Source organism: Cellulosimicrobium sp. BMG9.23, assembly GCF_059159985.1.
This window is the reverse complement of record NZ_JBZGBZ010000009.1, coordinates 223190-244596: the sequence shown is the minus strand read 5'-3', so window position 1 is coordinate 244596 and position 21407 is coordinate 223190. Positions and strand designations below refer to the sequence as shown.

The 21407-nt window shown below is 74.0% G+C and carries 17 protein-coding genes, 1 tRNA gene and 1 riboswitch; of the genes, 13 read left to right on the top strand and 5 right to left on the bottom strand.

The annotated features are described in order from the left end of the window. Position 1: 1 nt before the first annotated feature. Positions 2-220 carry a PLD nuclease N-terminal domain-containing protein gene (locus tag AC4H2G_RS17260; protein ID WP_494366957.1) on the bottom strand — a complete coding sequence of 73 codons (219 nt, stop codon included), beginning with the start codon at positions 218-220 and terminating at the stop codon, positions 2-4. Between the two features lie 126 nt (positions 221-346). Here AC4H2G_RS17260 and AC4H2G_RS17255 point away from each other — a divergent pair, with 126 nt between their 5' ends. The 6 genes from AC4H2G_RS17255 to AC4H2G_RS17230 all read left to right on the top strand — a co-directional run bounded on the left by AC4H2G_RS17255 (position 347) and on the right by AC4H2G_RS17230 (position 10407). After that, positions 347-4621: an endo-1,4-beta-xylanase gene (locus AC4H2G_RS17255; protein ID WP_494367044.1), complete on the top strand. Its 4275-nt coding sequence runs from the start codon at positions 347-349 to the stop codon at positions 4619-4621. A gap of 256 nt (positions 4622-4877) precedes the next feature. Next, positions 4878-6344, top strand: a complete 1467-nt coding sequence (locus tag AC4H2G_RS17250) for a hypothetical protein (RefSeq protein WP_494366956.1) — start codon at positions 4878-4880, stop codon at positions 6342-6344. A 32-nt stretch (positions 6345-6376) separates the two neighbouring features. Beyond that, the gene (locus AC4H2G_RS17245; protein ID WP_494366955.1) at positions 6377-7081 is read left to right on the top strand and encodes a nucleoside triphosphate pyrophosphohydrolase; all 705 of its coding nucleotides are present in this window, start codon (positions 6377-6379) and stop codon (positions 7079-7081) included. 228 nt (positions 7082-7309) lie between these two features. After that, the gene (gene eno, locus AC4H2G_RS17240; RefSeq protein ID WP_494366954.1) at positions 7310-8590 is read left to right on the top strand and encodes a phosphopyruvate hydratase; all 1281 of its coding nucleotides are present in this window, start codon (positions 7310-7312) and stop codon (positions 8588-8590) included. Between the two features lie 667 nt (positions 8591-9257). Beyond that, positions 9258-9770, top strand: a complete 513-nt coding sequence (locus AC4H2G_RS17235; RefSeq protein WP_494366953.1) for an FtsB family cell division protein — start codon at positions 9258-9260, stop codon at positions 9768-9770. A 109-nt stretch (positions 9771-9879) separates the two neighbouring features. Then, positions 9880-10407, top strand: coding sequence for a DUF501 domain-containing protein (locus tag AC4H2G_RS17230; RefSeq protein ID WP_494366952.1), 528 nt, complete (start codon positions 9880-9882; stop codon positions 10405-10407). A 52-nt stretch (positions 10408-10459) separates the two neighbouring features. Here the strand turns inward: AC4H2G_RS17230 and AC4H2G_RS17225 are convergent, their stop codons facing one another. Then, positions 10460-12613: a SpoIIE family protein phosphatase gene (locus AC4H2G_RS17225; RefSeq protein WP_494366951.1), complete on the bottom strand. Its 2154-nt coding sequence runs from the start codon at positions 12611-12613 to the stop codon at positions 10460-10462. Positions 12614-12754: 141 nt separating this feature from the next. Between AC4H2G_RS17225 and AC4H2G_RS17220 the strand changes: the two genes are divergently transcribed. Beyond that, positions 12755-13774 carry a Ppx/GppA phosphatase family protein gene (locus tag AC4H2G_RS17220; protein WP_494366950.1) on the top strand — a complete coding sequence of 340 codons (1020 nt, stop codon included), beginning with the start codon at positions 12755-12757 and terminating at the stop codon, positions 13772-13774. A gap of 134 nt (positions 13775-13908) precedes the next feature. On the opposite strand, the gene AC4H2G_RS17215 is transcribed toward AC4H2G_RS17220, so the two are convergent. Then, positions 13909-14805 carry an endonuclease domain-containing protein gene (locus AC4H2G_RS17215; RefSeq protein WP_494366949.1) on the bottom strand — a complete coding sequence of 299 codons (897 nt, stop codon included), beginning with the start codon at positions 14803-14805 and terminating at the stop codon, positions 13909-13911. Between the two features lie 161 nt (positions 14806-14966). Further along, positions 14967-15788, bottom strand: a complete 822-nt coding sequence (locus AC4H2G_RS17210; RefSeq protein ID WP_494366948.1) for a hypothetical protein — start codon at positions 15786-15788, stop codon at positions 14967-14969. A 139-nt stretch (positions 15789-15927) separates the two neighbouring features. On the opposite strand from AC4H2G_RS17210, the gene AC4H2G_RS17205 reads away from it, so the two are divergent. From AC4H2G_RS17205 to AC4H2G_RS17190, 4 genes are all read left to right on the top strand, one after another. Further along, positions 15928-16260 (top strand): PadR family transcriptional regulator, encoded by a 333-nt coding sequence (locus AC4H2G_RS17205; protein WP_435736816.1) that lies wholly within the window; start codon positions 15928-15930, stop codon positions 16258-16260. Beyond that, the gene (locus AC4H2G_RS17200; RefSeq protein ID WP_494366947.1) at positions 16260-17663 is read left to right on the top strand and encodes a serine/threonine-protein kinase; all 1404 of its coding nucleotides are present in this window, start codon (positions 16260-16262) and stop codon (positions 17661-17663) included. Before AC4H2G_RS17205 ends, AC4H2G_RS17200 begins: the two co-directional genes overlap by 1 nt. A gap of 187 nt (positions 17664-17850) precedes the next feature. After that, positions 17851-19341, top strand: a complete 1491-nt coding sequence (locus tag AC4H2G_RS17195) for an NAD(P)/FAD-dependent oxidoreductase (RefSeq protein WP_494366946.1) — start codon at positions 17851-17853, stop codon at positions 19339-19341. 96 nt (positions 19342-19437) lie between these two features. Next, positions 19438-19511, top strand: a tRNA-Leu gene (locus AC4H2G_RS17190). 3 nt (positions 19512-19514) lie between these two features. Here AC4H2G_RS17190 and AC4H2G_RS17185 read toward each other — a convergent pair. Then, complete coding sequence (locus AC4H2G_RS17185) at positions 19515-19910, bottom strand: VOC family protein (RefSeq protein ID WP_494366945.1); 396 nt, start codon at positions 19908-19910, stop codon at positions 19515-19517. An 81-nt stretch (positions 19911-19991) separates the two neighbouring features. Next, positions 19992-20119, top strand: a riboswitch (TPP riboswitch). On the opposite strand from AC4H2G_RS17185, the gene AC4H2G_RS17180 reads away from it, so the two are divergent. Together AC4H2G_RS17180 and AC4H2G_RS17175 are read left to right on the top strand one after the other, a co-directional pair. Next, positions 20110-20862, top strand: a complete 753-nt coding sequence (locus AC4H2G_RS17180; RefSeq protein WP_494366944.1) for a TenA family protein — start codon at positions 20110-20112, stop codon at positions 20860-20862. (Overlaps the previous riboswitch by 10 nt.) Before the next feature lie 72 nt (positions 20863-20934). Continuing rightward, positions 20935-21369, top strand: a complete 435-nt coding sequence (locus AC4H2G_RS17175; protein ID WP_494366943.1) for a helix-turn-helix domain-containing protein — start codon at positions 20935-20937, stop codon at positions 21367-21369. The last annotated feature ends 38 nt before the right edge of the window (positions 21370-21407 follow it).

Here is a 21407-nt window from a genome sequence, read left to right as displayed (position 1 = left end):
GTCAGTCCTTGCGGCCGTCGAGGAAGTACGCGATCGGGCCGACCCAGTTGACGAGCAGGGCGATGCCCCACGCGAGCTTCGTCCCGTTGACCTGGTCCGCGGGTCGCCGCGCGAGGTCGCGGTAGGCCGCGGCCGTCAGCGTGACCTGGACGGCCCCGACGACGCCGACGGCGACCTTCTGACCCCGGCTGAGGTCGGCCCAGCGACGGTGCGTTCCCATGGTGGTGTCCTCTCGTCGTGCGGCACCAGAGCTCAGGGGCCGCGGCTCCTCCTCGACGCTAGTCGCGACCCTTCCGCCGAGCACGCGGTCGTGGCCCGTCCTGACCTCGGGAGGGGCCACGACCGCATGCTCGGCCGGCAGGATCGCATGGTCGGCGCCGCTGCGACGTCGACTGGTGCGGATTTGTTCAACCATTGTGCCGCCGCCGTACGCACCCCTAGGGTGTGGGCAGGCGCGCAGGTGCGCCCATGGGCGTCTCGCCCGGAAGCTGATCGCAAGGGAGCGATGATGAGACGGACCTGGAGGACCGCCGTCGCGGGGGTGCTCGCCACCCTCGTCGCCGGTGGAGGAGCGAGCGCCGCGATGGGTGTCGACGGAGCGGCAGGGCAGGCGTCCGGGCAAGTCGATAACGTTATCGACATCGTTGTGGAGAACGATTTTGAATCGGACGACCTGAGTCCCTGGGGTCCGCGCGGGCCGGTGACGCTCGCGCGCACGGCCACGGAGGCGCACGGGGGCGCGAGCAGCCTGCAGGTCACCGGGCGCACAGGGGAGTGGAACGGACCCGCCACGTCGGTCGCGACGCTCTTCGCGCCGGGTGCCACCTACGACGTCGAGGCGTGGGTCAAGCTGCCCGCCGGGACGACGGGGTCGTCCGGGATGCACTTCACCGTGCAGGAGACGAGCGAGTCCGGCGACGCCTACACCTGGGTGGGCGGCGCCGTCACCGCGACCGCCGACGGGTGGGTGCGCATCGGCGGTACGTACACGATGCCCGACGGCCTGACCGCCGCGACGCTCTACGTCGAGGCGGCCCCGATCGACGGCGCGCACCCGTCGTTCCTCGTCGACGACGTCCTGGTGACCGCGCCCGACGCCGTCGACCCGGGTGACGTCGTGCCCGGCGGGGCGGTGAACCCGGTGCCGACGCCCGTGCGTCTCGCCGAGGGCAGCGGCGACGTCGCCGCCCTGACGTTCGACGACGGACCGAACCCCGGCACGACGCCGGCGCTCCTGGACTTCCTCGCCGAGCACGACCTGCACGCGGTGTTCTGCGTCATCGGCCAGAACGTCGAGGCGCCCGGCGGCGCGGAGATCCTGCGCCGCATCGTCGACGAGGGCCACGTCCTGTGCAACCACTCGACGGGCTACGCCGACATGGGCTCGTGGACCGCCGACGAGGTCCGCGCCGACCTCGTCGAGAACCTCGACGTCATCCGCACAGCGCTCGGCGACCCCACGCACCCCGTGCCGTTCTTCCGGGCGCCGAACGGCTCGTGGGGCGCGACGCCGGCGGTCGCCGTCGCGCTGGGGATGCAGCCGGTCGCCGTGACGAACACCATCGCGGACTGGGAGACGCAGGACGTCGCGACGCTCACCGCGAACCTGCGCGCCGCGATGAGGCCCGGGGAGGTCGTCCTCGCGCACGACGGCGGCGGTGACCGGTCCGGCACGCTCGCGGCGGTCGAGACCGTGGTGACCGAGCGGCTCGCGGACGGCTGGACGTTCACGTTCCCGCAAGGCACGCCGTCTCGCGCCGGCGAGGTCCTCCTGGAGACCGGCTTCGAGGACGGGCTCGGCGGCTGGGTGCCGCGCGCGGGCGACGCCACGACCCCGACGCTCGGCCTCACGACCGAGGCGCACGACGGCACGCAGGCCGCGATCGTCACCGACCGCGACGGTCAGGGCGACGGCATCGGCCACGACGTGACCGGACTGCTCGCTGCGGGCACGACGTACGAGCTCTCGGCCTGGGTGCGCTTCGCGGACGGGCAGCCCGCGGACGACGTGTGGCTGAGCATCGCCCGGACTCTGGACGGCACGACGTCGTACTCCACGCTCGCGCAGCTCTCCGGGATCACGAACGCCGGCTGGACGCAGGTCACCGCGACGTTCCAGGGGGCCGACGCCGACGAGGCGCTGCTCTACCTCGAGACGGCCTACGACGGCGACAACACGAGCGACCTGCTCGTCGACGACGTCGTGCTGCGCGTCCCGCCGCCCCCCGCGGTCGAGGACCTCACGGGCATCAAGGAGACCGTGGACGTCCCGGTGGGCGTCGCGATCGACTCCCGCGAGACCGCGGGCGCGGCGTCGGAGCTCCTCCTGCGGCACTTCGACCAGATCACGGCCGAGAACCACATGAAGCCGGAGGCCTGGTACGACGCCGAGGGCGGCTTCCGACCCCACCCCGAGGCCGTCGCGCTCATGGACTTCGCCGCGGAGCGCGACCTGCGCGTCTACGGGCACGTGCTCGTGTGGCACAGCCAGACGCCCGCGTGGTTCTTCGCGGGCGCGGACGGCGAGCCGCTGACGAGCTCGGAGGCGGACAAGCAGATCCTGCGCGAGCGCCTGCGCACGCACGTGCTCGACGTCGCGGGCTCGCTCGCCCAGGAGTACGGCGCGTTCGGCGGCGGCAACCCCGTGACGGCGTTCGACGTCGTCAACGAGGTCGTCTCCGACGGCGGGGAGAACCCCGACGGCCTGCGGCGCTCGGAGTGGTTCCGGATCCTCGGCGAGGAGTTCATCGACCTCGCGTTCGAGTACGCGGACGAGGCGTTCAACGACGTCTACGCGGACCCCGCCGCGAAGGAGCGTGGCGAGCGGCCGGTCGCCCTGTTCATCAACGACTACAACACCGAGCAGGGCGGCAAGCAGGACCGCTACCGCGCGCTCGTCGACCGTCTCCTGGCGCGCGGCGTGCCCGTCGACGGCGTGGGGCACCAGTTCCACGTGAGCCTCGCCATGCCGGTCTCGGCGCTCGAGGGCGCGATCGACCGGTTCGCCGACCTGCCGGTCACGCAGGCCGTCACCGAGCTCGACGTGACGACGGGCACGCCCGTCACGCAGGCCGGGCTCGTCGAGCAGGGCTACTACTACCGCGACGCGTTCCGGGTCTTCCGCGAGCACGCCGACGACCTGTACTCGGTCACGGTGTGGGGCCTCACGGACGGGCGGAGCTGGCGCGCCGGCAGCGGCGCCCCGCTCGTGTTCGACGACGCGCTCAAGGCCAAGCCCGCGTACCACGGCGTGGTCGACGGGGACCTGCCCGCGCGGCTGCGCACGGCCGACGTGTTCGCGGGCGACGTCCCGCTCGACGGCGACGCGGCCGCTGCGCTCGCGTGGCGGCAGCTGCCGCTGCACCGGTTCGCTGCGCCGGACGGCGAGGCGGGGTTCCAGCTCCGCTGGGCGCCGGACCACCTCACGGCGTACGCGAGCATCGACGACACAGCGGACGCGGCGGACCCAGGCGACGCGGCCGACCCGACGGACGCCGTGACGTTCGAGCTCGAGGGCGTGGATCACGTCGTCCGGCGCGACGGCACGACGACGGCCGGTGCGACCGCGGTCGTGACCGAGCGCGAGGGCGGGTACGACGTCGTCGCGCACCTCCCGCTCGACGCCGCCGGGGAGGGTGGCACGCTCGCGCTCGACGTGCGGGTGACCGACGGCGAGGCGACCGCCGGGTGGAACACCGCGGGCGCGACCGGCACGCTGCGCCTGCTCGAGCCGCTGTCGTACCTCGAGGTCGCGCCGGCGTCGTCGGCACCCGAGATCGACGGTGCGGTCGACACGGCGTGGGACGCGGCGGGCGAGCCCGTGACCACGGCCAAGGAGGTGCAGGGCAGCGGCGGCGCCGTCGCGACGGTCCGCACGCTGTGGCAGGGGCAGACGCTCTACGTGCTGGCCGAGGTCGCGGACCCGGTGGTCGACGTCTCCGGCTCGGACCCCTGGGTCCAGGACTCCGTGGAGATCTACGTCGACGCGGGCAACGCGAAGAACGGGTCGTACCGGTACGACGACACGCAGATCCGCATCAGCGCGGAGAACGCCGTGTCGTTCGGCACGGGTGACGAGGCGTTCCAGCGCGGTCGCGTGTCGAGCGCCGTCGCGCGGACGGCCGACGGGTACGTCGTCGAGGCGGCCATCAGCCTCCTCGAGCACGGTGGCGAGGGCACGTTCCACGGCCTGGACCTGCAGGTCAACGACGCCGCCGACGGTGCGCGCACGGCGATCCGCAACTGGGCGGACCCGTCGGGCGCGGGCTACCAGTCGACGGCCCGGTGGGGCGTCGCGCGGCTCGTGGGTGCGGCCGCTCCCGAGCTGCCGGTGACCGTCGAGGCGCAGGCCCGCTGCCTGGCGGGCAGGGCCTACGTGGCGGTCCGCGCGACGAACGGGGCGGACGTCCCGCTCGACGTGTCGCTCGCGACGCCGTACGGGACGCGGGCGTTCACCGCCGTCGCGCCGGGGAAGGCCGCGTACCAGTCGTTCGCGGTCCGGGCGACGTCGGTCGCGGCGGGCACCGCGACGGTCACGGTCACGGGCGCCGTCGGCGGTGACGGTACGGAGCAGGTGACCCACACGCTCGACGTGCCGTACGACCCGCACACCTGCGGCTGACCCGAGGCGGCCTCTCGGGGAAGGGCCCTGGTCGCGGAACCGTCCGCGGCCAGGGCTCTCGGCACGAGCATGCGCGTGTCGTCGAGGGGATGAACTCTGCTCCCTGGCGGGGCCGACCCTCGACACCGGGTGCGTCGCTCAGTAGCGTTCGGCTCGCGACCACGAGACGGAGCGTGCCGATGACTCGTCGAGATCCGGCCCGGAGAGACCCGCACGTCGGGCTCGACGGCGCGCGCGTCGGGCGGGGGAGCGCCTCGTGATCGGGCAGATCGGGACCGCGCTCCTGATGCTCGTCGCCGTCGTCGGCGCCGGCACCGCGCTCGCCGTCCGGCTCCACCGGGTGGTCGACCGCCCGTTGGCGACGAGGCTCGCGCTCGTCCTGCTCGGCGGGGTGGCGATCGTCGGGGTGCTGACGCTCGTCCTCGGGCACCTGCAGGTCCTCGGGCCGTGGGTGCCCTACGGTCTCGCGGCCGGGGGAGTGCTGGCCGTCGTCCCGGTGTGGAGAGCGGCCCTGGAGCTTCTCCGGCGAGGCTGGCAGGGGGTCGTGACCGAGGTCCGGCGCTCGCCCGTCGCCCTGGTCGCCGTCGGGCTCGGGCTGGTCTTCGCGGCCGTGTGCCTGCTCGCCGCGCCGTGGGCGACGGACGAGGTCCAGTACCACTGGCCCGCAGCACAGGCCTGGGCCGACGCGGGCGGCTGGAACGAGAGTCCGTACCGGCACGTGAACGCGTACCCGTTCATGGAGGTGGTCTACACCGCGGCCGCGACACAGCACTCCTTCGTGGCGGCGCACCTCATGCACTTCCTGACGCTCGTCGGGCTGGGGTTCGCGGCCGCAGGGCTCGCCCGCAGCGCGGGCGTGCAGGCGATCGGGGTGACCGCGGCGGCGTCGGTCGCGATGCCGGTGATCTGGAGCCAGGCGCAGTGGGCCTACAACGACACCGCGGTGGGCGCGTTCAGCGTGCTCGCCGTCGCGGTCGCCGTCGCACCCGGCCGGCTCCGCCCGGCGTCCGCGTGGCTCGCCGGGGTGATCGTCGCCGTCGCGGTGAGCATCAAGCCGAACGCGATCGCCGTCGTCGGCGTGATCGCTGCGGCATATCTCCTGCTCGTGCTGCTCCCGTCGTTCTCGGCGTGGCGCGCGGGCCGGGCCAAGGGCGCGGCGGTGGCCTCTGCGCTGCTCCACACGGTGTTCGTGGCCGCACCTGCCGTGGTCGCCGTCCTGGCCTGGGCGGTCCGCCAGCACCACTACACGGGCTACTTCATCGATCCGTCGACGACCGAACCGCCCAGCGCCGACGCGCTGACGAGGCTCCCGACCGCGGCGCAGCAGGCCTACGCACCGCTGATGCCGTTCGTGACCGGGGTCGTCGGCCAGCTCGAGCCGTGGGGTGGGCGCACCTCGGTGGTCATCCAGATCTTCCTGATCCCGGCGCTGGTCTACGTGGTGTGGCGCCGCGGGGCGGTCCTGCAGCGGTTCGCCGTGCTCGCCGTGCCGGCGTGGCTGCACTGGATCGTCCTCGGCTTCGTGGTGGTCCGGACGCGCTTCCACGACGTCTCGTGGGTGCTTCTCGTCGTCGCTCTCCGAGTCGTCGTCGAGGACGTCACGGAGCGACATCCCCGGCTCGGCCGATGGGTCGAGGCGGCCTGGACGGCGTGCGTCGTCATCGGTGTGGCCGACGTGACGCTCGACATGGTCCGGGTCGCGCGCGACCATCTCCTCGGGTGAGTCGGCAGTCGCCCGCGCCTACCATCAGCGACATGGCAGACGAGGAGAAGCCCACCGGTCCGGACCCGCTGCGGGACGCCGTCGCCGTCATGGACCGCCTGTACTCGCCCGGCGGCTGCCCGTGGGACCGCGAGCAGACGCACGCCTCGCTCGTGCACTACCTGCTCGAGGAGGCGCACGAGCTCGCCGAGGCGATCGAGACGGGCGACCATGCGGGCATGCGCGAGGAGCTCGGCGACCTCCTCCTGCAGGTCCTGTTCCACGCGCGCATCGCGAGCGAGGAGCCGGACCCGTTCACCGTCGACGACGTCGCCGCCGACCTCGTCGCCAAGCTCGTCCGTCGGCACCCGCACGTGTTCGCGGCCGACGACGGCGCCGGCTCGACGACCGACCTGCACGCCCAGTGGGACGCGATCAAGAAGGCCGAGAAGCAGCGCTCCTCGGTGCTCGAGGGCATCTCCCACACGCAGGGCGCGCTCGCCCGGGCGCAGAAGGTCCTGTCGCGCTCCAGGCGTGGCGGTCTCGGCGAGACGGTCGGGTCGGCGCTCGCGGCACCGGTCCCCGGCCCGACGGCGACCGAGCGGCTCGGGCGCGAGCTGCTCGCCCTCGTGGTGCAGGCCGAGGGGGAGGGCATCGACGCCGAGGCGGCGCTGCGCGCGGAGCTGCGCCGCGTCGAGGGTGTCATCCGCGCCGCGGAGCCGACCACGGAGACGACCGCGAGGACCCCGTCCGGCTGACCCCGCCTCCCCGACGGAGCGCTCGCGGGACGTCGGTCCTCCCTCGGACCGCCCGAGGTCCTGACCGCACGCCCGAGGGGCGGACGGAGCGGCGCCGGTCACATCCGGGCACTAAGGTGGGGTCGTCAACCCCACCACCGTCGCGGGCGCACGCGGTGCCCCGGGTTCTTCATGCCCGGGCCGGCCGCCGTCGGAGCGCCTGCGCGCCCCCTGCTTGAAGGAGCACCTGTGGCCAGCATCGAAGCCGTTGGAGCGCGCGAGATCCTCGACTCCCGCGGGAACCCGACCGTCGAGGTCGAGGTCGTCCTGGACGACGGGACGTTCGCCCGCGCCGGCGTGCCGTCGGGCGCGTCGACCGGTGCGTTCGAGGCCGTCGAGCGTCGTGACGGCGACACGTCCCGCTACCTGGGCAAGGGCGTCGAGGGCGCCGTGAACGCCGTCATCGACGACATCGCCCCCGAGCTCATCGGCTTCGAGGCCGAGGACCAGCGCCTCATCGACGCCGCGCTCATCGACCTCGACGGCACGCCCAACAAGGGCAAGCTCGGCGCGAACGCGATCCTCGGCGTCTCGCTCGCCGTCGCGAAGGCCGCCGCGAAGAGCGCCGGCCTGGACCTGTACCGCTACGTCGGCGGCCCGAACGCGCACGTCCTGCCCGTGCCGATGATGAACATCCTCAACGGCGGGTCGCACGCCGACTCGAACGTCGACATCCAGGAGTTCATGGTCGCCCCGATCGGCGCGTCCTCGTTCCGCGAGGCGCTGCGCACCGGCGCCGAGGTCTACCACTCCCTCAAGTCCGTGCTCAAGGGCAAGGGCCTCGCGACCGGCCTCGGCGACGAGGGCGGCTTCGCCCCCAACCTCCCGAGCAACCGCGACGCGCTGGACCTGATCCTCGTCGCGATCGAGCAGGCCGGCTTCGTCCCGGGCAAGGACCTGGGCCTGGCGCTCGACGTGGCGGCGACCGAGTTCTTCAAGGACGGTGCGTACCAGTTCGAGGGCAAGGCGACGAGCTCGGACGACATCATCGCGTACTACGAGCAGCTCGTGCGCGACTACCCGCTGGTCTCGATCGAGGACCCGCTGTCCGAGGACGAGTGGGGTGCCTGGTCGCAGCTCGTGTCCGAGGTCGGCGACAAGGTCCAGATCGTCGGCGACGACCTGTTCGTCACCAACCCGGAGCGCCTCGCCAAGGGCATCGAGCTCAAGTCCGCGAACTCGCTGCTCGTCAAGCTCAACCAGATCGGGACGCTCACGGAGACGCTCGACGCCGTCGAGCTCGCGCAGCGCAACGGCTTCACCGCCATGGTGTCGCACCGCTCGGGCGAGACCGAGGACACGACGATCGCCGACCTGTCCGTCGCGACGAACGCCGGCCAGATCAAGACCGGTGCCCCCGCCCGCGGCGAGCGCATCAACAAGTACAACCAGCTCCTGCGCATCGAGGAGGCCCTGGACGACGCCGCGCGCTACGCCGGGCGCACCGCGTTCCCGCGCTGGTCGGCCTGACGCTCTGGCGCCGGTCGGGCTGATCGGACCCGACGCAGCCCGACCACGGCGGGCACAGCGTCCGCACCGCACGCCGAGGCCCGGCGGACCGTCACGGTCCGCCGGGCCTCGGCCGTCGCCCCGGCCGCTGAGGTAGCACCCCGGTCGGCGAGGTAGTACCCGGGCCGCCGAGGTAGTGCCCCGGTCGGCGAAGTAGTACCCCGGTGCGCACCGCCCGCGATGGCGGGGAGGGTGGCGGTCGCCGGAGCCCGGGTGAAGTTGTCGTGAGGATCCGCTCACGGTGCGCCCGGTTCCGTGTGTGCTGCCCCGACCCGGACGCGCGCGGCGGCACAATCGGGGCATGCCGTCCTCGCGCCGCCCCTCGCGCCCCGGTGCGTCCGCACGCCCGGGCGGTGGCTCGCGCGCCGGGTCGTCACCCGCCACGTCGTCCGGCGCGAAGCGGACGGCGAAGGGGTCGGGCACGTCGGCGACCTCCGCGAAGCCGGCACCGCCCCGGAAGCCGGCGGCGACCACGAAGTCCTCGAAGCCCGGGGCTACGGCCTCGGGGGCCGGTGCGAGCGGTGGCGCACGGCGGCCGGCGACGCGTCGCGCCGCGCCGCGCCGCCCGGCGGGCCCGGGGCCGGAGGAGCGGCGACGCAGCCGGTACGGCTTCCTTCTTCCGGAGGTCGTGACCGTCCGGGCCCTCGTGCTGTCGGTCGTCGGGCTGCTCGCCGTCGTGCTCCTGCTGCCCACCGTGCGCGCGTACGTGACGCAGACGAACGAGCTGCGTGCGCTGCGCAGCGACCTCGTCGACGCACAGGCCGAGCACGACGAGCTCGAGGCCGAGCTCGAGCGCTGGGACGACCGCGCGTACGTCGAGCGGGAGGCGCGCGACCGGCTCAACTACGTCATGCCGGGGGAGCGGCCCTGGCGCGTGCTCGACCCGGAATCCGTCCCGGACGACATCGACCCGCAGACCGGCCAGGTGTTCACGGACGGCCCCGTGGACAGCAGCGACGACGGCACGCCGTGGTACCAGGCGGTGTGGGAGTCGGTGCAGGTCGCGGGACAGCAGCCGACGGCCGGGGTGGACGACGCCGAGACCGGCGGTGGCGCGGCCGAACCCGACGAGGCGCCGGTCGGCGAGACGGATCCGCCGGCGACGGACGAGCCGGGTGCGGCGACCGGGGAGAATGGGTGAGGCGTCGCCACGGTGACGCCGCGGCCGGAGCGGCCGCGCGCCGTCGGGCACGTGCCCACGACGCCCTGACCTGATGCCCTGACCCCGCTGCCATCCCCGAGGACCTGCCGTGACCGACGCCCGACTGGCCATCCCCGCCGACCACCCCGACGCCGTCGTGACGCCGCACGACCTCGAGGTGCTGGCCGAGCAGCTCGGCCGCCCGCCGCGCGGCGTCGTGGCCATCGCGGCACGGTGCGCGTGCGGTCGCCCGCTCGTCGTGCGGACCGCGCCGCGGCTCGAGAACGGCACCCCGTTCCCCACGACGTTCTACCTCACGCACCCGGGCGCGGTCGCCGCGGCGTCGACCCTCGAGGCGAACGGCGTGATGAAGGAGATGTCGGACCGCCTCACGGAGGACGACGAGCTGGCCGCGGCCTACCGGGGAGCACATGAGCACTACCTCGCGCAGCGCGAGGCGCTCGGTCACGTCGACGAGATCGACGGGATCTCCGCGGGCGGCATGCCGACGCGCGTGAAGTGCCTGCACGTGCTCGTCGGGCACGCGCTGGCGGCGGGCCCCGGCGTCAACCCGCTCGGTGACGAGGCGCTCGAGCGCGTGCGCGACGTCTGGCGCCCCGACCGCTGCACCTGCTGACCGGCACCCCGGCAGCGCGAGCGTTCCCCGCGGCCTCAGAGCCCCGGCGGCCTCAGGTTCCCGGGTGGAGCGGGTCCACGAGGTCCTCGGGCAGCACCTCGGGCCCGGCTTCTGCCGGTCGCGGCGCCCGCTCCGTGAACGCGCGCACCGCGAGCAGCGCGATGTCGTCCTCGCGCGTGGGCGCGAGGTCCGCGATGAGGCCGTCGCACAGCTCGTCGAGGGTCAGGCCCTCGAACTTCTCGGCGCAGCTGCGCAGGCGTTCGAGGCCGACCCGCAGCGACTCCCCGCGGCGTTCGACGAGACCGTCGGTGTAGAGGAGGACGGTCGACCCGGGACGGATGAGCCGGGTGTGGTCCTGGCGCTGGCCGTGCGGGCGCACACCGAGCGGCAGGTCCGCCTGGCGGTGCAGCAGCTCGGCCGTGCCGTCGGGGTGGATGAGCAGGGGCGGCAGGTGGCCGGCGCTCGACCACCGCAGCCTCCGGAGGTCCTGCCCCTCGAGCTCGTCCGGCTGCTCGATCCGGGCGAGGATGCCGGTGCTGATGGTCCCGACGGCCAGGTCGTGCATGGCCCAGTCGAGGGACGCGAGGATCGCGGCCGGTGGCTCGATGACCGCGTGCGCGCCGCCGCGCAGCAGGTTGCGCACCTGGGCCATCGAGACCGCGGCACGCAGGTCGTGGCCGGTCACGTCGCCGATGACGAGGCACGTGCTGCCGTCGCGCACGAGGAAGGCGTCGTACCAGTCGCCGCCGAGCTGTGCCCCCGAGGTCGCGGGCGCGTACCGGGCGACGAGGTGCAGGTGATCGGGCTCGGGCAGCGGTGTCAGCAGGCTGCGCTGGAGCTCCTCGGCCAGGTCGCGCTGGACCGCGTGGAGGTGGGCGTTGTCGAGTGCGAGGCCGATCTGCGCCATGACGTCGCGCAGCGCGGTCAGGTCCGACTCGGTGAAGTCGCCCCGCTCGGCCCCGCGCACGAGCGTGATCAGCCCGCGCACGTGTCCGCGCCCGCGCAGCGGCATGACGACGAACGCGTGCGGCGCGAGGCTCACGAGCAGGTCGTGCGCGGGACCCTCCTCGACGAGGTCACCCGGGCGCGGTGTACCGGACCGGAGCGCGTGCGGCGCGCCGGCGAGCGTCTCCGCGATGAGCGACGTCGAACTGAGCGCAGGCACGCGGAGCGCCCGGTACCGGTCGAGGACCGGCTGCCGCGCGGGGTCGGCATGCAGCGCCGCGACGTCGTGCAGCCGCTGCTTCCACGGTGCCGGGCCCTCGTCGAGAGTGCTCGCGATGGCGAAGTCGGCGACGCCTGGCACGAGGTGGGGCAGCACCGCCTCGAGAGCCTTGACGGGGTCGAGGATCTCGGCGAGGTCGGCCGCGACGGCGACGAGGAGCGCCGAGCGCGCCTGCGCCTCCTCGGCGAGCTCGAGCGCACGACGACGCTCCGTGATCTCCGTGAAGTACGCCGCGACCCCGCCGCGCTCCGGGACGGCACGGACCTCGTACCAGCCGTCGAGGGGCGCGGGGTAGTAGGCGTCGAAGACGACCGGCACCCCGGTCTGCGCGACCTCGCGATAGCCGTCCCCGAACGTCGAGCCCGACGCCGCGGGGAAGAGGTCCCAGACCACCCCTCCGAGCAGGTGCTCGCGCGGGCTGCCGAGGATCCGCTCCGCCTCGGCGTTGACGTAGCCGAAGCGCCACTCGTGGTCGAGCCAGTAGTAGCCGACCGTCATGTCCTCGAGGATCTGCTGTACCCGCTCCTCGCCCGCGCGCAGCGCCGTCGTGTCGGTCGTGACCCCGACGACCTGCTCGGCGGTCCCCGAGGGACCGGCGAGCGCCCGGCCGCGAGCGGTCAGCCAGCGCGTCGTGCCGTCGGGCCGCAGCACCCGGAACTCCGCCTCGTACACGCCGCACGTGGCGATCGCGCGGTCGAGCGCGGCGGTCACCGGACCGACGTCGTCCGGGTGCACGCGCGCGTTGAAGGCGTCGATCGTGCCGCCGAAGGTCTGCTCGTCGTAGCCGAACACGTCGAGCAGGGTGGCGTCCCAGCGCAGCGCGCCCGTGACGAGGTCCCACTGGAACGTGCCGAGACCCGCCGCCCGCGCGGCCGCCTCGAGCAGCGCTGGTCTGTCGACGTCGGCGCGGTCGACGCCGTCCGTCGTCGGTCCCGACCGCCTCGCCCGGTGTGCGGGCGTCGCGCCCCCGGGATCGTGCATGGTTCCTCCGTGCCTCGTGGGCGCCGAGTGGCGTCGCAGCGCAACATCATGCCCTGAGAGGGTGACGTTCGCCCTTGCACGGGATCTCCGACGGGGCATCTCGGGACGCGTGCAGGGCACGGGGGGTGGCAGGCTGGTCGCATGACATCCGGCTCCACCCCTGCTCCCGCCGCACAGCGCCTCTCCCCGGTCTCCGCCGCTCCCGCCCACGGCGCGTCGCGCGTCGCCGCGATCGACTGCGGCACCAACTCGATCCGCCTCCTCGTCGCGGACGTCGACCCGGTCGTCGGCACGCTGACCGACCTCGACCGGCGCATGGAGGTCGTCCGCCTCGGGCAGGGCGTGGACCGCACGGGGCGGCTCGCGCCCGAGGCGCTCGAGCGGACGCTCGACGCCGCGCGCCGCTACGCCGCGGTGATCGCCGAGCTGGGTGCGACGCGCACGCGGTTCGTCGCGACGTCGGCCACGCGCGACGCCGAGAATCGCGACGAGTTCGTCCAGGGCGTCCTCGACGCGCTCGGGGTCCGGCCGGAGGTCGTGTCCGGTCAGGAGGAGGCGGCGCTGTCGTTCCGGGGCGCGACGTCGACCGTCGCGGGGCTGCGCCCGGGACCGTACGTGGTCGTGGACCTCGGCGGCGGGTCGACGGAGCTCGTGCTGGGCACGGCGACGCCCGACGCCGCGTACTCGACGGACGTCGGCTGCGTGCGTCTCACGGAGCGCCACCTGCGCAGCGACCCGCCGACCGCCGCGGAGGAGGCTGCGTCGCGCGCCGACGTGCGCGCCGCGCTGGACGAGGCCGCGCGCGTCGTGCCGCTCGGCCGGGCCGCGACGCTCGTCGGGCTCGCGGGGTCCGTCACCACCGTCACGGCCCATGCGCTCGGGCTCGCGGCGTACGACCGCGACCGGATCGACGGCGCCGTCCTGTCCGTCGAGCAGGTCCTCGCCGCGTGCGACGACCTGCTGCACCGCACGCGCGCCGACCGTGCCGCGCTCGGGTTCATGCACCCGGGTCGCGTGGACGTCATCGGCGCAGGGGCGCTCGTCTGGTCGGAGGTCGTGGCCCGGGTGCGCGACGACGTGGCCGCCGCGGGCGGCGAGCTCGCCGACGTCGTGACGAGCGAGCACGACATCCTCGACGGGATCGCCTGGTCGATCGCCTGACCCGGCTCGCATCCCGCGACCTGTCACCGCCCCGCTCCGCGACCTCTCCCGGGATCTGTCCGCCCGGCTGCGGCGACGCCGACCGCCGAGAAGTGAGTTCCCGCCCCGGATCCGGGCCGATCCGGGGCGGCAGGTCACTTCTCGGCGGGTCGGGACCGCAGTGCTGCGCGGACCCGCCGCACCAGCCGTTCCGGGTGGAGGAAGACGTCGTCCGCCGTCACGACGATCACCCGCCACCCGAGCTCTTCGAGCCGCTGCTTGCGAGCGATGTCGCGGCGCCAGGTCCGCCGGTCGGTCCGGTGCACGTCGCCGTCGTACTCGATCGCAACCTTCGCGTCGGGGTACGTCATGTCCGGCATCGCGACGAACGCTCCCGCGGCGTCGTGGACCGGCACGTTGACGCGCGGGCACGGCAGGCCACCCGCGACCAGCAGGAGCCGAGTCCTCGACTCCATCGGGGAGTCCGTCCCGGGGCGGACCAGCTCGAGCGCGAGCCGCATCCGCGTGACGCCCCGGGTCCCGGCCGGCGCGTCGCGCACGGTCCGGCGCAGGGCGGCGACGGTGGTCGGCGGCCGCCGACGGCGCACGACGGCGTCACCGAGGACCGTGAGCTCGTCGCACGACAGCGTCGCCGCCAGCTGACGCCACGCGTGCTCCGGCGTCACGGCCGCGACCCCACGCACGATCCGCGTCGGGACGCCCGGCGCGTCGAAGGTGTGGCTGACGAGCCCGTCCCGTCGGGGGACGACAGCGCTCGACGGGACACTCACGTGGAGGCGTCCGTCGGTCGCGAGCGGGTGCGGCAGGTCGACGTCGTGCAGCAGCAGCGCGGTGGCGTGGCTGATCGCCGACCCAGGCGGTGAGACGCGCAGCATCGCGCGTGCACGGAGAGCGAGGTCGTCCGCGAGCGGCGCGGGGAGCCGGAGGCCGCGCGTCGGTGTCGCGAAGCGCGGATGGCGCATCGCCTTGTCGGAGAGGCCGACGACGCGACCCTCGGCGAGCGTGAACGGTGGTCGGGGTGGCAGGTGCATGGTCCGAGAGGGTGGCGTCTCGCGCCCTGCTCGAGCACGGGAGGCGTCGTCGCCTGGGGAAAGGGCCCCGCGGCGTCGGGCCTGTGGACGGCCACGAGACCTGGTGCACCCGCCGAGAAGTGACCTGCGGCCCTGGAATCACGGAGATCGAGGGCGGAAGGTCACTTCTCGGCGGTCGTGCTGTCGGACGGGGCCGCGGCCCGCTTCGCTCGTCGCCGTCGGACCGCCTCGACGGCGACGTAGGCGAGGAGGCCGTAGAGCATGCTCCGCGCGATCCACAGGAGGACGGGGTTCTCGACGGAGTAGCCCACCGGGAGGCCGAGCAGAGCGAGGACGGCCTTCCCCCAGGCCGCGCGTCCGCCGGTCCCGAGGTCGAGACCACCGGCGGTGGCGAGCACGAAAGTCGTGAGCGCCCCGATGTACAGCGCTCCCCGGAGATAGCCCTTCCCGTGCTCCCTGTCGGCGGGGCGGCGAGCCCGCACCAGCGTGACGAGACCGCGCACGAGCAGCTCGAGCGGGACGAGCACGGCCGGGACGGCGAGGAGTCCGAACCCCGCAGCCAGGACGAACAGGAGGAAGAGCATCCAGAGGTCCCCGGCCGCGCTCAGCCCGAGACCCAAGACGCCACCGAGGGCCCACGGCAGCGCGAGCACCACGGCGAGGAGCGGCGTGAACGGGGTGAACCACCAGCCGCGGAAGGGGGCCTTGCGCTCCAGGCGCCTGCTCGCCGGCCGAGTGATCTCGCGCCAGCCCAGCCGCAGCATGAGGGCCCACTGGAGGCCGATCGCGACCATGATCCCTGCGATCGCCCGGGTGACCTCGTCGGAGTGATCGTCCGCACCCGCGGGCACGGAGAGCAGGATCGCCAGGATCACGATCACGGTCAGCACGGCGACCAGAGCCTCGGTGCGCCGGAAGCGCCGCTGGCTGCGGAGCCGTGCCTGGAGCAGCTCGGCCTCCGTCGGGGCATCGGTGGTCGGCACCGCAGCAGTATGCCCGCACACACCTACGCCGACGCCGGTGTCTCGGAGTGTCGCGGTGCACGCTACTGCGGAGAGCGCGGTAGTGTGCACAGCACGGTCGCGCGGGCGCGGCTGACGGAGCGACAGGGGAGAGGATGCGGTGGACGCCACACAGCTGCTCAAGGGGGTGCTCGACGCCGCGGTCCTCGCGGCCGTCGCGGACGAGGACGGATACGGGTACGACGTCGTGCGCCGGCTGCGCGCCGCCGGCCTCGAGGACGTCGGCGACGCCTCGGTGTACGGGACGCTGCGCCGTCTGTACGCCAACGGCGCGCTGACCACGTACGTCGTCCCGTCCGACGCCGGCCCGCACCGCAAGTACTACGGGATCAACCCGCAGGGCCGGGCGATGCTCGACCTGCACCGCAAGGAGTGGCAGACGTTCGCGGGCACCGTCTCCGCGATCCTGCGCACACGAGAGGTGGCCGCCTGATGAGCACGACGACGCCCGCCGGGCCGCCCGCCGGCCTCGCCTTCTACGACCTCGTCAGTGCCTACGCCGACCAGGTCCGCGCACACCTCGGGGACCTGCGTCCCGACCAGGTCGAGGAGCTCGCCGACGGGCTCGAGGCCGACCTCGCCGAGGCCGTCGTCGACGCGCCCGGCGCCCTGCCCCGGACGACCCGCGCGCCTGGCGCGGTCGGCGTGACGGACGTGACCGGCGTGGCGGACGACGCCCGTTCCCGCCCGCACGACGGCGCGGAGCTCGACCTCGTGGCCCTCTTCGGGCCGCCGGAGGACTACGCGCACGAGCTGCGCACGGCAGCAGGTCTCCCGCCGCGCGCGGCGCCGCACGCGGCGAGGCCCCGGATCGGCCTGCGGGGTCGGATGATCGTGCTCGGCGGGATCTTCGAGTCCGGCTGGCGCTCGCTGTGGCGACCCGTCACGTCGACGCCGCAGTGGGCGACCGTGCGCGAGTTCTTCCGCGCGCTCACGCCGGTGTGGTGGGTGCTGCGCGGCTGGGTCGCGGCGACGGTCGTCCTCTGGGTGTTCGGCGGCTACGCCGTCGCCGTGCTGCCGCCCGACCTCTCGGCACGGCTGTTCGTGCTCGCCGCGGTCGTCGTCAGCGTCCAGTGGGGGCGGGGTCGCTGGCTCCCGCTCGCCTGGATGCCCCGCGCCGTGCGGTACGTCTCCGTCGCGGCGGCGGTCCTGGCGTTCCCGCTCGCCGCCACGGCGAGCGCCGGTCCCGCGAGCCTCTCGTACGAGCAGGGCTACCAGCAGGGCGTGCAGGCGGCGTCCGGGGGCTCGTGGGGCGGGCAGCCGGTGTCGTACGACGGCGGCGTCGTCCACGAGGGGTCGGACGGCGTGTGGGTCGACGGGGTCCAGGTCTCGAACCTGTTCGTCTACGACGCGGACGGGAACCCGGTGCGCGACGTCCAGGTGTTCGACGACCGCGGCCGTCCGGTGCGGACCGTCGGCGTCGACGCCGCGTACCAGTCCTGGGCCGTCCCCGACGTCGACGGGTCGTGGTACTTCCAGCCGACGCTGTCGACCGACGGTCGCGAGCGGTGGAACGTGTACCCGCTGCGTGCGGTCGCCGAGGAGGACGTCGAGTACGCCGAGGACGACGGGCGGCCGGTCCCCGCGACCGGTACCCGGACACGCGACATGCCGTGGCCGTTCCTCAAGGCGCCCACCGAGATCCCGGCGACCGAGTCGCCCGACGCACCGGGTACCGACGCCCCGGGGACCGAGGGCCCGGCGACCGACACCCCGGGGACCGACGCCCCGGGGACCGACGCCCCGGGGACCGAGGGCCCGGCGACCGACGCCCCGGCGGGCGTCGTCCTGCCCCCGACGGCGACGCCCACGCCGGTCGTCGAGGCCGTCGGCTGAGCCTGCCGAACCCCGGGTTGCGCGGCGATCAGCCGGCTGATGCCCGCGTAACCCGGGGTTCGGCACGTCAGGTTCCGCACGATTTCGACCGCGGCGACCGATCTGGGCGGTCCGGCGTGCGCGGGATCACGCCCGTCAGGCGGACGTCCGGGCTCGCGTGGTCCGGGAGCAGTAATACTCTGGAACCATGCCTCAGAATGACCTGACCTCGGTCAGCCGTGCCCAGACCGCTTCGCCGCGGCCCCGCAAGGTGCCGCGCGTCGTCGTGCTCGGTGGCGGATCCGTCGGTCTGTACGCCGCGCGGCGCCTGCGCAAGAAGCTCGGTCGCCGCGAGGCGGCGATCGTCGTCGTCGACCCGCGCCCGTACATGACCTACGCGCCCTTCCTCCCCGAGGCTGCGGCCGGGTCGATCGACGCGCGCGACGTCGTCGCACCGCACCGCCGCGCGCTCAAGGGCGTGGACGTCCTGCAGGGCAAGGTCGTCGGGATCGACCACGGGAACCGCAGCGTGACGATCCGCCCGGAGGAGGGCGACGACTACTCGGTCACGTACGACCACCTGATCGTCGGCCTCGGCTCCGTCTCGCGCACGCTGCCCATCCCGGGTCTCGCGGAGAACGCGATCGGCTTCAAGAACGTGGAGGAGGCCATCGCGGTCCGCAACCACGTCATCAACCGGATGGACGTCGCGTCGTCCACGTGGGACGCCGAGCTGCGTCGCCGCATGCTGACGTTCACGTTCGTCGGCGGTGGGTTCGCGGGCGTCGAGGCGATCGCGGAGATCGAGGACATGGCGCGGCACGCGACGCGCGGCTACGCGACGATCGAGGAGCGCGACCTGCGCTTCGTGATGATCGAGGGCGCGGGCCGCATCCTGCCGGAGCTGAGCGAGCCCATGGCGGAGTACGCGCTCGAGGAGATGAAGAAGCGCGGCATCGAGTTCCACCTCAACACGTTCCTGTCCTCGTGCGTCGACGGCCACGTCGTCACGTCGACGGGCGTGGAGTTCGACTCGGACACGATCGTGTGGACCGCGGGCGTCAAGGCGAACCCGGTCATCAAGGAGGCCTCGGACCTCCCCGTCGACAAGCTGGGCCGCGTCATGGTCCTCCCGACCCTGCAGGTCGCGGACGCCGAGGGCGAGGTCGTGCCGAACGCCTGGGCCGCGGGCGACTGCGCCGCGGTGCCCGACGTGCTCAACCCGGGCAAGTTCTGCCCCCCGAACGCCCAGCACGCGATCCGTGAGGCGACGCGCCTCGCGGACAACCTCGCGCTCGAGCTGCACAGCGAGCCGCCGGTCGAGTACCGCCACAAGAACGTCGGTACGGTCGCGTCGCTCGGCTTGTACAAGGGTGTCGCGGAGCTGTTCGGCGTGTTCAAGCTGCGCGGCGTGCTCGCGTGGCTCATGCACCGCGCGTACCACGTCATGGCGATGCCGACGGGCAACCGCAAGATCCGCATCTTTATCGGCTGGATGGGCCAGTTCCTCATGGGTCGCGAGCTCGTGTCGCTCGGCTCGCTGCACGACCCGCGCGCCGAGTTCCGCACCGCGTCCGTGCCGCCGAAGAAGGACGGCGAGCCCGTGAAGCAGTCCGCGCAGGGTTCCGCCGCCGCGGCCGAGTCGGGTGCGGGGACGATCGACTCGGACTCCAGGACGCCGGCGGCCAAGGCCTCCTGACCGGTCCCGGGCGAGCCCCGGCACCCTGCCCGACGACGAGGGGCGAGCCGCGCGTGCGGCTCGCCCCTCGTCGCGCACCGGGTAGATTCGGGGCGCGCCCCCATGGCCCAACTGGCAGAGGCGGCCGGCTTAAACCCGGCATGTTCCGGGTTCGAGTCCCGGTGGGGGCACCCTCAGGAGAGGCCAGTCGGCCCGTCCGGCTCCGCGGGCGGCGCGGCCTCCTGGCCGAGGACCACGACGTTGCCGTCGGGGTCCTGCACGCGTGCGACGCGCTCGCCCCAGGGCTGGTCCGCCGGCGGCTGCACGACCGTCACCCCCGCGGCGGCGAGGTGCTCGACGGCGCGGTCGCAGTCGTCGACGTACACCCACAGCGTCGCGCCGCCGCGGACGTCCGCCTCGTCGGCGAGGCCGATCCCGAGCGGGGACCCGCCCACGTGCACGTTCACGTACACGGGCGTGCCGTCGTCGGGGAACGCGTACTCCACCGTGCCCCGCAGGAGGTCGCGGTAGAAGCCGAGGGACCGCTCGACGTCGGCCACCGTGAGGATCGGGAAGAGGCTCCGGAACATGCGTCCATGGTCGACCCGGAGGGGCGCTCCCGCGCGGCGGGATGCTCCCGCGCCGCAGGCGAGGGGCCTGCTAGGGTGCCGACGAACCACGCGGGGTGTCCCGCCCGGGCGAGTCCCGGGTCGAGGGACTGAGACGAGCGGTGAGGCCGCCCGGACCCGTCGAACCTGATCTCGCTAGCACGAGCGGAGGAACGTGGGCATGACGACGTCTGCCATCACCACCCTGACCACCCCCACCATCGAGGGCGCCGGCGTTCTCGTCGCGGACGAGGAGGGCGGCTTCACCGCCGGCCTCGGCCGCCGGTACGCGCACCTGTTCGCCGAGTTCTACGACCACCCGTTCCTCGCCGGGCTCCGGGACGGCACGGTCGAGCCGGCCGCCATCCGGCACTACGTGGGCCAGGACCACCAGTACCTGACGGCCTACCTGCGCTGCTACGGGCTCGGCATGGCGCTCGCCCCCGACCGTGCGTGGGCGGCGTGGTTCCACGGCAAGGCGGGCTTCCTGCTCGACGACGAGTCCCACGCCCACCACGCGATGTGCGACTTCCTGGGCGTGCGCTACGAGGACGCGCAGGTCTCGCGGCTCGCGCCGAGCGCGCAGGCGTACGTCGACCACATGCTCGCCGCGGGTCGCGACTCCCTCGGCGTGCTGCTCGCCGCGCTGCTCCCGTGCCCGTGGACGTACATCTGGTCGGCGCGGCGCTTCTGGCTCGACGAGCGCGCGACGACGCCGGGTGCGATCGCCGCCGACCACCCGCTCGCGGGGTGGTGGGAGTTCTACGCGGCGGAGCGCACCGAGGACGTGCTCGCCGACCTGCGGGCGCGCCTCGACGCCCTGGCCGCCGACGCCGGGGAGGCAGAGCGCGCCCGCATGGAGCGCGCGTTCGAGCTGAGCTGCCGGCACGAGATCCGGTTCTGGCAGATGGCGCACACGCTCGAGGACTGGTGAGCCTTACGCCGACAGCAGATCCGCGCCCCGGCCCGGCGACGACCGGACCGGGGCGCGGGTAGCGTGACCGGCATGGACGGACAGGCGGTCGCGACCGGGCACGCAGCCACGTCACGGCCGGGGGCGACGCGGCGTGCCGAGCCGCTCCTGCGCCACGTGATGGGCGGGATCCTGCGTCGCGCGCGGCTCGCGCAGGGGCGCACGCTCGTCGACGTCGCCACCGCGGCGCGGGTCTCGACGGCGTACCTGTCGGAGGTCGAGCGCGGGCGCAAGGAGGCGTCGTCGGAGGTCCTCGCGGCCGTGTGCGCGGCGCTCGGCATCCGGCTCGTCGACCTCGTCGCGCGGACGGGAGAGGAGCTGCGTCCCGTCGGTCCGGTGCTGGTCCTGTCGTCCGCCGGGGCGAGACCGCCGGAGCGCGCCGTCCTGGCGACGCGAGCGCGCGGCGAGCGGCCCGGTCGCGCCGTGTCCGCACGCGTCGCGCGGCACCGGTCCCTCCTCGCGGCCTGACCCCGGCCGCCGAGGTCGGCGCGGCCCCGTGTCGCTGC

Excerpts from the sequence above, each read along its gene's own strand:
- AC4H2G_RS17180 (WP_494366944.1), top strand. The coding sequence starts at position 20,110 with ATGACGACGTCTGCCATCACCACCCTGACCACCCCCACCATCGAGGGC.
- AC4H2G_RS17245 (WP_494366955.1), top strand. The coding sequence starts at position 6,377 with ATGGCAGACGAGGAGAAGCCCACCGGTCCGGACCCGCTGCGGGACGCC.
- AC4H2G_RS17185 (WP_494366945.1), bottom strand. The coding sequence starts at position 19,910 with ATGTTCCGGAGCCTCTTCCCGATCCTCACGGTGGCCGACGTCGAGCGG.
- AC4H2G_RS17215 (WP_494366949.1), bottom strand. The coding sequence starts at position 14,805 with ATGCACCTGCCACCCCGACCACCGTTCACGCTCGCCGAGGGTCGCGTC.
- AC4H2G_RS17255 (WP_494367044.1), top strand. The coding sequence starts at position 347 with ATGCTCGGCCGGCAGGATCGCATGGTCGGCGCCGCTGCGACGTCGACT.
- AC4H2G_RS17260 (WP_494366957.1), bottom strand. The coding sequence starts at position 220 with ATGGGAACGCACCGTCGCTGGGCCGACCTCAGCCGGGGTCAGAAGGTC.
- AC4H2G_RS17200 (WP_494366947.1), top strand. The coding sequence starts at position 16,260 with ATGAGCACGACGACGCCCGCCGGGCCGCCCGCCGGCCTCGCCTTCTAC.
- AC4H2G_RS17220 (WP_494366950.1), top strand. The coding sequence starts at position 12,755 with ATGACATCCGGCTCCACCCCTGCTCCCGCCGCACAGCGCCTCTCCCCG.
- AC4H2G_RS17195 (WP_494366946.1), top strand. The coding sequence starts at position 17,851 with ATGCCTCAGAATGACCTGACCTCGGTCAGCCGTGCCCAGACCGCTTCG.
- AC4H2G_RS17225 (WP_494366951.1), bottom strand. The coding sequence starts at position 12,613 with ATGCACGATCCCGGGGGCGCGACGCCCGCACACCGGGCGAGGCGGTCG.
- AC4H2G_RS17175 (WP_494366943.1), top strand. The coding sequence starts at position 20,935 with ATGGACGGACAGGCGGTCGCGACCGGGCACGCAGCCACGTCACGGCCG.